Source organism: Helicobacter pylori FD535 (assembly GCF_000296015.2).
GTDB lineage: Bacteria > Campylobacterota > Campylobacteria > Campylobacterales > Helicobacteraceae > Helicobacter > Helicobacter pylori_CT.
This window is the reverse complement of sequence record NZ_AKHP02000045.1, coordinates 98,762-111,330: the sequence shown is the minus strand read 5'-3', so window position 1 is coordinate 111,330 and position 12,569 is coordinate 98,762. Positions and strand designations below refer to the sequence as shown.

Annotated in this window: 7 protein-coding genes and 1 pseudogene; all 8 read right to left on the bottom strand. The window is 38.8% G+C overall.

The window, feature by feature from the left end; translation table 11 throughout:
* Nucleotides 1-41 precede the first annotated feature (41 nt).
* The gene (xerH, locus tag DV63_RS15240; RefSeq protein ID WP_000682391.1) at nt 42-1,130 is read right to left on the bottom strand and encodes a tyrosine recombinase XerH; all 1,089 of its coding nucleotides are present in this window, start codon (nt 1,128-1,130) and stop codon (nt 42-44) included.
* Nucleotides 1,131-1,865 carry a hypothetical protein gene (locus DV63_RS15235; protein WP_238554914.1) on the bottom strand — a complete coding sequence of 245 codons (735 nt, stop codon included), beginning with the start codon at nt 1,863-1,865 and terminating at the stop codon, nt 1,131-1,133.
* 203 nt (nt 1,866-2,068) lie between these two features.
* Nucleotides 2,069-3,241, bottom strand: a complete 1,173-nt coding sequence (locus tag DV63_RS15230; RefSeq protein WP_000263084.1) for a pyridoxal phosphate-dependent aminotransferase — start codon at nt 3,239-3,241, stop codon at nt 2,069-2,071.
* 158 nt (nt 3,242-3,399) lie between these two features.
* Nucleotides 3,400-4,212, bottom strand: coding sequence for an outer membrane protein (locus tag DV63_RS15225; protein WP_000714967.1), 813 nt, complete (start codon nt 4,210-4,212; stop codon nt 3,400-3,402).
* A 240-nt stretch (nt 4,213-4,452) separates the two neighbouring features.
* Nucleotides 4,453-9,291 (bottom strand): annotated as a pseudogene (locus DV63_RS18040) (type ISP restriction/modification enzyme).
* Between the two features lie 78 nt (nt 9,292-9,369).
* On the bottom strand, nt 9,370-10,659 hold the full coding sequence (locus DV63_RS15210) for a (Fe-S)-binding protein (protein ID WP_001014022.1): 1,290 nt from the start codon (nt 10,657-10,659) through the stop codon (nt 9,370-9,372).
* Entirely contained in the window at nt 10,656-12,029 is a 1,374-nt protein-coding gene (gene hemN / locus DV63_RS15205; protein ID WP_001193109.1) for an oxygen-independent coproporphyrinogen III oxidase, read from the bottom strand. The genes DV63_RS15210 and hemN overlap by 4 nt, the downstream gene beginning before the upstream one ends.
* Nucleotides 12,029-12,544: a DUF2603 domain-containing protein gene (locus DV63_RS15200; RefSeq protein ID WP_000413475.1), complete on the bottom strand. Its 516-nt coding sequence runs from the start codon at nt 12,542-12,544 to the stop codon at nt 12,029-12,031. Before DV63_RS15200 ends, hemN begins: the two co-directional genes overlap by 1 nt.
* Nucleotides 12,545-12,569 lie beyond the last annotated feature (25 nt).

The window sequence follows — 12,569 nt, the reverse complement described above, 5'->3', positions numbered from 1 at the left end:
ATGGTAAAAATCATTTTTTAAGGGGGTAGGGGGGGTTTTTTTCAATTTTCTTCCCAAATGCTCGCCGCTTCTTCTAAACGCTGCTTGTCAAAATGCGTGTAAATCCTGCTCGTATTCAGGCTCGCATGCCCTAGAGCTTCTTGAACTAAAATCAAATCATGGCGTTTTTGATAAAGCAAGGTCGCAAAAGAATGCCTTAACATGTGCGCCCCATTTTTCTCCCGCCTGAGTCCTGCAAAATTGATGATGCGCTCCACTTGTCTATACAAATACGCTTGCGTTAAAGTGCTGCCTTTTTGGTTGCAAAACAATAAATCATTTTTAACAGGATATAATTCCCTTTCTATGAGCCATTCTTTTAAAAGGCTCTCAATGTGGAAAGCTTTGAGCATCACCGCTCTGTATTTATCGCCCTTACCTTTAATCAAAATCGTATAACAGCCATTTTCTAAAGTAAAATCCTTTATTTTAAGCTGTAAGGCTTCGTTGGAGCGCATGCCTGTAAAAACGATGATTTTAATGAGCAGGCGGTTTCTGGCACGCACTTTAGCGGACATTTCTATTTTATCAATGCCCTCTAAAAATTTTTCTAATTCTTCATTATTTAAATGAGTAGGGAGCTTGTTGCCCGCACTTTGATTCACTCCGCTGATGTTTTTAAGCGTGATATTATAAATATAAGATTTTTCATTTTCATCTTGATTTTGCTTGTCTATGTAGCTAAAAAGCCCGAGTAGGGCGATCCGGTAATTTTTCTTAGTAGCTAAACTCAAACCTCCCGTATAGACGCTCAAAAATTCAGCCAGCATGACTTCGTCTATACTTTTGAGCGAATTAAAAGCAAGCCTTTCAGTTATTAGTCTAGCTTTGCTGAAGTATTCATGAAATTTGAGTAGGGGCAATGCGTAGGTGTTGATCCCGAGTAATCCGGCGTTACGGGCTTTTTTACAAACTTTTTCTAATTGGCTTGAGCTGCACGCATGATTTAGTTCGTTCAAGCATTCAAAAACCTTGTTTTGGTCTTTCACTTGGGAATTAGACAGGCTCGTGCATTTGTAACGCAAAAAGCGCCCAATCCATAGCAAAAGATTTTCTATAGGGTCTTTTAATTCTTCTAGAGGGTGCTTCATTTAGGGTTTGTTAATAGAGTTATAAAGTTCTTGTTTGTTTTCAAAAAATAGAATTTCTAATTCTTTTTCCCTATGTTTATGTTTCACATTTATATGCTTACTCTCAAAGGCTTTAAGAATTAGTGGTGTTAAACTTTCTTTTTTAAATTGATTTTCTTCTTTTGTGGAATAAGATAGATTATTGTTGTATTTTATGGGAACAAGTTCAATCAAACATTGTTTATCTTCTTCTTTTAAAGCATATTCAAACTCAAAAACAATACGATTGTAATGTTTAGTGTCATCACTTATAAAATATTCTCGAATAAAATCTACATTAACACACTCGCAACCTATATGAATAGACAACTCATTATTATCATTAGTAGTAAAAAAAAGATAGAAAGCGTAAGAAAAATTTTTAGGATACCTACTGTCTTTGAGATAACTCTTTAGATTAGGATTGATATTATAAGAGCTATCTTTGAAAAATATAGATAACAGACCGCTATCTAGACCGCTATCTAAAAGAGAGTTTTTAACAATAAAAATTTTCTTTGTTTTTGGTGCAATATGTTTATAGTAAAAAATTGTAGGTTTCCATAAATTATTATCATTACTTTTAGGATCAGATGAAATTTTAGGATCAAGTGAGACAGTATAGCCTTCATTTTTTAAATACGCCATTAAAAGTTCAGTACCACTTAATTTAGAAAAAAACATTTTGCTATCTTTTTCACTACTAATAATAGGCATAAAAACACCCATTATCTGCATTTTCCATTTCTTCAGATCCTACAACCATGATTCCTTTATTCCTTTCTCAAAAATTCATTTAGTTATGAAAACTACACTTTTCAAACTTTTAAATCAAACCATTATACCACGCTACGCCACTAACTACAATATAAAATCCCAAACCAGATTAAAATCCCCCCTTTTAAAAATAAAAATTCTTTTTATCCTTTTGATTTGACAAAGCGAGCGATGCGTTCAATCCCCTTTTCAATCTGTTCTTCTGAGCAAGCAAAAGACAAACGGACATAGCCTTCCAATCCAAAAGCCTTTCCAGGCACTAACGCCACGCTTTCTTTTTCCAATAGCTCATGGCAAAATCGCATCGAATCCCCCCCACAAAGACCGCCAATGTTGATAAACAGATAAAACGCCCCATCAGGTTTTAAAGCATCCAGTCCTTCAATTGCATTGATTTTTGCGTGGGCTAAATCACAGCGCTTCTCAAAAGCCTGACGCATCGTTTCAATTTCCTTATCCACCAACCCTTCAAGCGCCACAATAGAAGCCATTTGCGTGATAGAATTGATATTGGAAGTGCATTGGCTTTGCAAGTTATTCATCAATTTGACTAATTTTTTATCCTTGCTCGCCGCATAGCCCATACGCCAGCCTGTCATCGCTACTGACTTGCTCAAGCCGTTAATAGTAATGGTGCGTTTGTTCATCTCTTCACTCACCGCCGCGCAAGAAACAAACTCCCCCTTATAAACAAGCTTTTCATAAATTTCATCGCTAAGCACCCAAATTGGAGTCTCTTTTAAAACTCCGCCTAAAGCCTCTAATTCCGCCTTACTATAAAGCATGCCGGTAGGGTTTGATGGGGTGGTGAGAATGAGCATTTTTGTTTTGGGGCTTAAAGCGTCTTTAAGCTGCTTGGGGGTGATTTTAAAGTGGCTTTTTTCATCGGTTTGAATGAATTTACTCACCCCACCGCTGTATTTCACAAGCTCAGGGTAAGTTACCCAAAAAGGCACAGGGATAACCACTTCATCGCCCTCCCCTATTAAGGCCTGAATCGCATTGAACAGGCTCTGCTTAGCGCCGTTGCTCACTAGAATTTCATTCGGTTCATAATCCAAGCTGTTTTCTTTTTTCAATTTAAAAGCGATCGCTTTTAATAATTCAGGGATCCCGGCCACCGGCGTGTATTTGGTGAAGCCGTCATTTAGGGCTTTTATAGCCGCATCTTTAATCGCTTGTGGGGTGTCAAAATCAGGCTCGCCCGCTGAAAAACTTAAAATATCTTTTCCTTGCGATTTCAATTCTTTAGCGAGTGTGCTGATAGCGATCGTTGCGGATTCTGAAAGGGATTGGATTTTAGAGGAATACACCATGCTTAATCCTTGTTAAATTTTTGAACTATCATAACATGATCAAAAAGATTTTAATTTTAATTTTCAAAAAACTTTTAAAAATGTTTCAAAAGAAAGCAAGAGATTGTGTAAGAAAACTCTAATTGAAAAATCAATTAGAGAAAAACAAGCGTTTTAAATCAGAAATTGTAACGATACCCCACATAAAGGCTGTATTGACGGCGGTAAGTGAAGCTCAAATTCCCATGGTTAAAATAATAAACATTGATAGTGGGAATCTTCACGCCAAAGTCAAATTCTTGGTGCTGACCAATATGGGTGCGAATCCCTAAATTAAAAAGGAACTGGAAAATCGCCGGATCAAGGCTGTAGGAGGTGTGCTTGTAAGGGCTTTTGGTTTCCAAAAAGGCCCCTGTCGTATTACCCCAAGAGTTACCCGCGATTTGAGCCCCAAAAAAGAACCCTAGAGTCGCATCCTCTTTATTGATGACATTGTATAAAGTGTCAATACCCACACCATAAGTGAACATGTCAGACAGATTGCCCATTGTCCCTACTTTGGTCGCGCATGGTTCATTGAGTTTGCACGCCCCACCATTATCTGATGTCAAAGCGTTCGCTCCAAACACGGCATGCCCATAATCCATGAAGCCGTAATAGCGTGCACCAAACCATCTCTTCTCCCCGAAAAACTGCTTATAACCCACAGTAAGCCCTAAGCCTTGCATAACGGCTAGATAGTCGGTTTTACCCACAGGAAACTTAGGATAGTTAAATTCACTGCTTTTGGGGGGGTTTTTAACGCTTTGCGAAGCCTGACCGACTTGATAGCTAATCCCCAAATACCAAGCGTTTTTCTCGCCTTTCACTACTTTATACTCTTTTGGCTTTTCCAATTGCTTTTGCACTTCTGTGCTGCCTTCTGCTGCCAAAAGATTATGACCTAACACTACCGATAAACAGAGCGCTTTAAACACTACAAACTTTTTCATACAACATTTTTCCTTCTAAAAGTCTACATTTCGTATAATAATAACATAATAATCTATAAAAAACCTAAATTCTTAAGAAAAACACCCCTAAAACTTAAAATTTTAAATTTTCTAAGGGGTTTTAGCGGTTTGGCTCGGTGATTTTTTCTGTTTTTGGGGGATTTTGGGATAGGTGGGGTATAAAAAGCGTTTGTTTTCACGCCCTTTTATACCCTTTTTATTCTTTTTGTTGTTGGTTATTCACTCAAACCTCTTCATGCTGATTTTTTCTATCAAATCCACGCTTTTTTCAGAGAGTTTGATGACCCTACAAAGGAGTTCAAAAACGTATTGGCCGCCGGCGTAATCATTCGGGTTGTTTTCAATCAGGCTTTCTTTATCCATAGTCTTTTGGTAGCGTTCGATCACCCAGTCAATCGCGCTTTTGCCATTCACCACATACTCAAAGGCTTTGTCAGGGATTTTAGTGATCGTGATGTTGTTGTTATATTGAATGCTATTCCCTTTTTTAGTCATTTTTTCCACATCATAATAACCCTTTTCTTCGGCGTTCATCAGTGTGGTGTATTTAACGCTTGTGTGCATTTCCCCGCTCTCATAATTCAAGTGCAATTTGGCTAATTCTTTGCCAAGCACAGAAAGTTCTTTAAAATCCTCGCTCAAAGCGATTCGCGGCGCGCTTCTTTGGCGAGGGAATTTTGGTATTTTTCCAAATAGCCTTTATGGTGGAAAATCGCATAAATGTAGTAAAAAATCTCTTCTTCAGTAATAGCATTATCTTTATAATGCCTCCTGAAGAGATTGAGCGCATAGCCGCTGATCGCGTAATGGCGATTCCCCAAATCATCGTAATAATACAAGGGGTAAGCTTGGTTGTTCGCCATTGTTTGGAAATCAGTAATCTCGTTTGCAATCAAGCAGGAAAAATTTCTTGAAGCCATTGAACTTGTATTAATCACCACATTACGCGCGCTTTTGTCCGGGAAAATTTTTTTCATTGAATAAAAACTCCAAGCAAGCTCTCGCTCGTAGTAAAAATATTGTTTATTAAAAGGGCGATACAAACTAACAGAGATTTTTTCTTGCGAGAAATCATCGAGTTTTTTCCCTTTTATCAGTTGCGTTTTAAGATTTTGAACCCATGCGATTTTCGTTTTATCGGTGGTGATTTCTTTATCGTTTAGGTGTTTGTAAAGATCGGCTGATTTGACGCCTTTGGTGCGTTGTTTGAAAGCTTCCCTGAAACGCGCATTGAAGCGCTTCAAATCAGCGTTATAAGTGTCAATGCAGTTTTGCACCGATTGGGTTAAAATGTTTGGAGAAAAGTTATACACCCAAGGATCACGACTTGTTTTCACCCCATTAGAATTGAGATCAAAAATAGTATCAAATATTTTGAGTTTTTTGTCTCTTTTTAAAGGGATGAGTTTGTCAAAAGCGTTGTCCCTCTGGTTGATCCAATCGTCTTTTTCGTTCGGGGTGATTGTTTCAAATTCCACCGAATCCAAATCTTCAAACTCTGCGAGCTTATTAAGCTTGGCCTCTCTTGTCAAATAATCCCCAATATCGTAGTAATGGATCGTGCTATTTTTTACGCTTGTGTCTTTCACAAAAAAGATAACCGCTATCGTCGCCCTGGATCCGCTATCAAAAATTTTCCCTCCCTCTTTTTTTGACACTTCTCCCGAAGTGCGCTGATTGCCCCTCAAATTCAACACATAAAGGTGCGAAAATTCTTTCGCCACGCATTTTCGAAACCCATCCGCGCTTTTAGAGTCAATGAAACTCCCGTTCACCACAAAGCCTAGCACCCCCTTATCTTTTAAAAGATCGCTCGCCATACGGATGCTTTGAATGAGCGCATCTCGTGTGGTTCTCCCGTTTTTGGCGCTGGAATTTTTGCCGTATTTTTCAGTAACTAATTTTTCAAGCTTAGGGTGTGAGAGGTTTTGGTTGTTATCGTTTTCGCTCTTCGCGCCGGCTGAATAAGGAGGGTTGCCTATGATGACTCTGATGTTTTGTTTTTCTATAGTGTCTTTGATTTCTCTGTTTTCTTTCAAATCCTCAAGGAAGTAGGAGAGCACCCCCTTATCGTTCTTTTTCTCATAAAAATCCAAGCTGTCCGTGAGCGCGATGTTTTTGAAAAATTTTAACGAGCCATCCCTATTTTGCGCGGCTTGGGTGATATTGATTAAAGCGATGTAATACGATAAAAGCACGATGTCAAAAGCGAACAAATGGTTTAAAAATTTCTCTTTTAAGGCTTCATCGCTAATGAGCTCATTTTCTTTGGAAAGCAAACGAGCGATAAAACTCCCGGTGCCGGTGAAGGGATCAAAAATCGTGATGTTTTTATCGTTAAAATCCGTGTTGAAATGCTTTTTCAAAATGCCGTTAGTGGCCCTTAAAATGAAATCCACCACCTCTATAGGCGTATAAACGATCCCTAGTTTTTTGCTTTGCTTTTTAAAGGCTTCTTTAAAGAAAGTGTTGTAGAGGTTTTTAATGAGTTCTTGCTGGCTTTTTTGGCTTTTGGCGCGCAAGGCTTCGGTTTTCACGCTTTCATAGAGGTTTTTAAGATCTTTGGTTTCCCCTTGTAATCCCAGATCGGAGAGTTTTTGAACCATTTTATCCAAGGCTTTTGCGATAGGGTTTTGGATATTGTCCCCAAAAAGCGCATCAAAAATGGGCTTAGTGATGATGTGAGAAGTGATCATATCCAAGGCTTCATCTTCTTTGATGTTTTTGATGGATATTGCCTCTTAAGGAATCTAAAAAGTCGTGGAAAAATTCAGGGTTTTTTTCAAAAATCATTTTCAGGCGGTTGTTCAAGGTCCTTGCGATGTTGCCCGTTTTTTTAGTGAAATTTTCCCAATAATTCCTGTCCCCTAATTTAGTGGGCATGACATTATACACAGCGTCCGCTAGATCTTGCAGCAAGATAGCGTCAAAAAGGGTTTTTTGGGCTTGTTTGGGATCTTGCTCTGTTTTATCTTTTTTCAGCCTTTCACCGCACGCCTCTCCATCGTTATGGTTGGTTTCATCGTTGCTGCCAAAGATTTTGATTTTTTCTTTGAAAGTGGCTTCATCAACCAGGCTTGGGTCATGGCTTCTTAAGGCTTTTATTACTTTCCAAATGTTTTTGAAATTGGTGTTATTGACGGCTTCATCGAGGTTTTGGATCTCACTCTCTTCTAAAGCGATAGGCAAAATGATATAGCCTCTTTGCTTGCGTTTGGCTTTTCGCATCACCCTACCCACCGCTTGGATAATATCCACCATAGCGCTTTTGCCATCAAAAAAGACGATGCTATCTAACGCCGGGACATCCACCCCTTCGCTCAAACACCTGGCGTTGCTTAAAACCTTGCAAGTGTTGGGTTGGAATTCATTGAGTTCTTCTAATTTTTCAAGCCTATCCTTACAATTCATGGTGCCATCAATGTGATCGATGCTGATTTTTAGGTTTTTAAAACTCTTTTTCTTCAACTCTTCATCATAGCATTCCATGATCGTTTCAAAGGAGTCTTTAATGCGTTTGCTCGTGTCAATGCTTCTACAAAAGCTTATGGCTCTTTGGGAAGCAACGGCGTCTTTTTTGTTTTGCAAGTCGTTGTCTTCTTGGTTTTCATCGTCTAAAGCGATTATATCCTGCTTGGCTAACCCTTTATGAGTGCCGATAATCTTACAAACAAATTCGTTATTGATGAGCTTTTTATCCAGTTTAGTGCCTTTGGCTTCAAGCTGACTGATCTTTTTATTCACGCTGTTAGTAACACCGCTTAAATTTTTTGATCGCACCGCTAAAATGATGACTTTGTAGTCGCTTAAGAGATCTAAAGCGATCGCTCTTTCAAAATTGAGCGTATAGATTTCTTGGCCAAAAATCTCTTCATCATCCATAGAATAGATGACATTATCGCTCTCTTTGGCTTTAGCTTTAGAGCTTTCGCTATACACTTTAGGCGTGGCGGTCATATACAGGCGTTTTTTAGCTTTGATATGTTCATCGTTATGGCACAGCGTGAAAGCGTTTTTATCGTCCCTTTCATTAGTAGAATACATAGCCCCTACCGTTCTGTGGGCTTCATCGCCAATGATGAGATCGATTTCATTCAAACCCATTCTTTGCGCTTCTTGGATACGCAACGCGCTTTGATAGGTTGAAAAGATGATGAAGCGCTTGTTTTCTTTTTGCGCTTTTTTGTGAACGCTTAAAATGTCTTCAAGGCGGGTGGAGGGCTTTAAAGGGAGCTCAGAAAAATTGATATCATCGCTGTTATCATCGCTTTTATTTTTCTTACCTTTCCCGACTTTATCATCGCTGCACACGATAGAAGCGTAAAAAGGCTCGCTTTTTTCTTGCGCGTATTCCCTAAAAGTTTGAGAAAGCAAAGCGATGCTTGGTGCTAAAAAAAGCGTGATCTTGGGATCTAAAGCTTCCATGATTTTTAAAGAAGTGTAGGTTTTGCCTGTCCCGCATGCCATAATGAGCTTGCCTCTAGTGTTTTTAGGGTCAGAAAAATACTCTTTGGTGGCGTTTATGGCTTCTGTTTGGTGGGTGCGCGGCTTTTTCTTGTCGCACAAGGGGAGTTCGCTTTGCGTGGTATCCAGCTTTTCCCAATCAATTTGAGAATAGATAAAATCCTCTTCAGTGATTTCATCAATATCAATACCCATTCCGTTGCTTCTGATTTGTTCAATGGCTTTAAGAGCGTTAGAGCTTAAGTTAGAAGTGGAAATGATGATCCCTTTTTTAAACCTAACCTCCCCTACCCCGCTTTGCAATTGGGTTAAAAAAGTCGCAATGTCGTTAAGCGAGATGTTGTTTTGATGGTATTTGCATTGCACGGCGATGTATTCTTTTGAAGTCGTTGTAACCACCATATCAATCCCTCGATCGCCTTCTTTCCCCCTTAATTCCCAATCGTTCCAAAGATCAATGGACTCGTATTCATTAGCGCTGTCATGCTCTTTTAAAAAATGCTTAGAAATTTTTTCAAACAAGCTCCCTTTTTGGTTGGGAGGTATGGCTTGCAATTTTTCTTTAATGAGTTTATAGGTGCTGATTTCTGACATTGTCACTCCTTTAAATAGCGGTATTAAAGTTCTGTATTATATAAAAAGATGTTGGGAAAGCGGGGTTAAAAAGGCTTTTTATTCAGCGCTTTTTAAAACTTTAGCGATGAGTTCTAAAGGGTGTAAAAATGGCGGGGTGTTAGGGTTATCTAAAGACTTTAAAGCGTTGTTTAATTGCATGTGGCATGCCCCGCATTCAGCGCTTAAGATTTCAGCTTTGGTGTCTATGATTTCTTTAGCCCTAAGAAGCCCCACTTTTAAAGAAAATCCCGCCTTTTCTGTTTGCATCGTAATCCCCCCAAAACCGCAACAATTGTCCGGCATTTCTTTGATTTCATAATGTGCATTGAGCAAGTTACGCACTTCTTTATGAGCGTTTAGGGTTTTTTTGGCATGGCAAGGGTTATGATAAGTGATAGTCTCTTTTTTTCCTTTAGGGATTGTTTCTAAAAGATTTTTTAAAGGGGTGTGTTTCTCTAAAAACACGCTCGCCAGATAGATTTTAGGCGTGATTTTTTCCAAACGCTTCACATACAAATCCTTATCTTTTTCGCCTAAAAACACCCTGTAATAATCGTTGATGAGCATGCTAGCGCATGTGGCTTCAGGCACAATGATCGCATCCACTTCATCTAAATAGCTTTCAAAGCATTCAATGTTTTTTTTCACTAAAAAAAGCGTGGTGTCTTTATCGCCGGTAAAATACGCAGGCGCTGAGCAGCATTCTTGCTTAGGAATGATCGCTTGAATGTTGAGTTTTTCTAAAATATACAACAAGCTTTCCCCCACTTGCTGGTAATGGTAATTGCTCAAGCACCCTATAAAAACCGCCACTTTTTGAACGGGGTTTTCTAAAGGCTTAATTTTTGCATGCTTTTGTAAAAAACTTTTTTGATTTAAGGGAGGCAGTGCGCTTTTTTTAAAGCGTTTGAACAAGCCTTTAAACACCACTCTAGGCTCTAAACTATCCCCTACTTGCTTGAAGATGCAAGGGGCTAAAAAATGCACCACCGAAAACACCCTATCCATTTTTTTGCGGTTTTTTAAAAGGGAAAAATAGGATTTTTTATACCAAGCAATGCCGTATTTTTGAGCGATTTTTTCTCTGGCTTTTTCTATTAAAGTGTCTATGGGCAAATGAAAGGGGCAAATTTCCACGCAAGCGGTGCATAAAAAACAAGTTTCTAAAAGGTGTTTTAAATTCGTGTCTAGTTTGAGCTTGTTTTGAGCGTTTAAGCGCATCAAATCTAAAAAGCCCCTAGGCGAAGTCGCCTCGTCTTTATGGATACGGTATATGGTGCAACCTGGAACGCATTTAGCGCATTTGACGCAAGCGTCCCCTACTTCTTCAAAAATATTCCCATTCATAGCGTTTTACTGAAATGTTTTTCGCCCCCACGCAAATACGCGTCAAACTCCATAGCCATGTTCCTTACGAGCATGCCCCCTGTTTTGGTCATCTCAAAGCCTTTAGGGTTAAAAACAAGCAAGCCCGCTTCTTCATAAGGCTTTAATTTCTCTAATTCTTTTTTAAAATGCGCTTTAAAATCAATAGGGAATTTTTCTTCAATCTTAGAGTAATCCAATTTTAAATTGCTCATCATCTGCATGATGACTTCCTTTCTTAAAACATCTTCTTTTGTGAGTGCCACACCTCTTTCTACCGGTAAATGCCCCAAATCAAGGGCTTTTTCATAGTGGTGCAAGTCTTTATAATTTTGCGTGTAATAATCGCTCCCTTCGCCAATGCTCGTAACGCCAATGCCAATGGTTTGAGTGAATTTCTTAGTGGTATAGCCTTGAAAATTACGGCGCAATTCTGCTTTTTGAAGGGCCAGATACAATTCATTATCGCTTTTAGCGAAATGATCCATGCCTATCATTTGGTAATGGGCTTTTTCTAAAAAACTGATGAGAGATTCTAAAATCTCTAGCTTGTCTCTAGGGCTTGGCAATAAGGTTTCATCAATTTTACGCATCGTTTTTTTCACCCAAGGCACATGCGCGTAATTAAACACCGCCAATCGGTCCGGATCCAGCTTCAAAACCAATTCCAAAGTTTTTAAAAAACCCTCTTTGGTCTGGTTGGGTAAGCCGTAAATCAAATCAAAATTAATGGATTTGATGCCGTAATCTCTGGCGAGCTTCACGGATTCTTGAACCATTTCAAAAGGCTGAATCCTGTGGATGGCTTTTTGAACTTCAAAATCAAAATCCTGCACCCCAAAACTCAAGCGGTTAAACCCCCTATCAAACAAGGTTTGCATGTGTTCTTTAGTGAAATGCCTAGGGTCAATCTCGCAACTCATCTCAATATCTTGACTGAAATTAGGGAAAACTTCTTGAATGCTTCGCGTGATTTCGTCTAATTGAAGGGGCGAAAAAAAGGTCGGCGTGCCGCCTCCATAGTGGAATTGCGCCACTTCTCTGTTGGTATCCATCGCATTTTTCAAAAGAGCGAGTTCTTTTTTAAGGTAGCTGATATAGCGGGTTTTTTTCTCTTCTAAGCTGGTGTAAATGACTGAACAAGCGCAAAAATAACACGCGCTCCTGCAAAAGGGCAAATGCGTATAAAGCGATAAGGGCATGGGGTTTTTGAGAGTATCATGGTTAAAAAACGCCGCCTTCAAGCTCTCTTCATTAAAATTTTCTTTAAATTCCACCGCCGTTGGGTAGCTGGTGTATCGCGGACCGGGCTTGGAATATTGTGAAAATTTTTCAAAATCAATGGTTTGCATTAAAAATTTTCCTCATCGCTATTGTCAAAGTTTTCAAAATGATTCTCATTGAAAGGGGGTTGTTTGAACATGGTGTCAAAATTAAAAAATAAATTAGGGTGTTCTTTTTTGATCTGTTTGACAAAGTTTAGGGTGTTGATATTAGGCAAATTCCCGTCTTTTTGGCGTAAATTTTCTAACAATTGCAACGAAACTTCGCGTACGTCTTCAAAATCAATCGGCGCTTGGGTGATAATATCCCTTTCTAATTCCGCCCTAAGCCTGGCTTCAAAAGCCTTTCTGGCGTTTTCTGCCAAAAGAGAGATCACATTATCTGGCACTAAAACATAATTTTTATCTTCTTCATCAGAAATAAAATAAGCTTCATTTTTTTTAAACGCCCCTTTTTCCAATTCTAAAAGCATTTCATTAGCGCTGATTTTTTTGAGAAAGGCTCTGTTTTTTTGGGTGGTTAGGCTCTTGATAAGTTTTTGTGATTTGGTTTTAGAAACTCGTTTTTTAGGTAATTTTTCCACTTTATATCCTTTTTAAGCTGATTGT

What these genes read in the sequence shown, in the direction of transcription:
- xerH (WP_000682391.1), bottom strand. Translation starts at nt 1,130, where the DNA reads ATGAAGCACCCTCTAGAAGAATTAAAAGACCCTATAGAAAATCTTTTG.
- DV63_RS15235 (WP_238554914.1), bottom strand. Translation starts at nt 1,865, where the DNA reads ATGCCTATTATTAGTAGTGAAAAAGATAGCAAAATGTTTTTTTCTAAA.
- DV63_RS15230 (WP_000263084.1), bottom strand. Translation starts at nt 3,241, where the DNA reads ATGGTGTATTCCTCTAAAATCCAATCCCTTTCAGAATCCGCAACGATC.
- DV63_RS15225 (WP_000714967.1), bottom strand. Translation starts at nt 4,212, where the DNA reads ATGAAAAAGTTTGTAGTGTTTAAAGCGCTCTGTTTATCGGTAGTGTTA.
- DV63_RS15210 (WP_001014022.1), bottom strand. Translation starts at nt 10,659, where the DNA reads ATGAATGGGAATATTTTTGAAGAAGTAGGGGACGCTTGCGTCAAATGC.
- hemN (WP_001193109.1), bottom strand. Translation starts at nt 12,029, where the DNA reads ATGCAAACCATTGATTTTGAAAAATTTTCACAATATTCCAAGCCCGGT.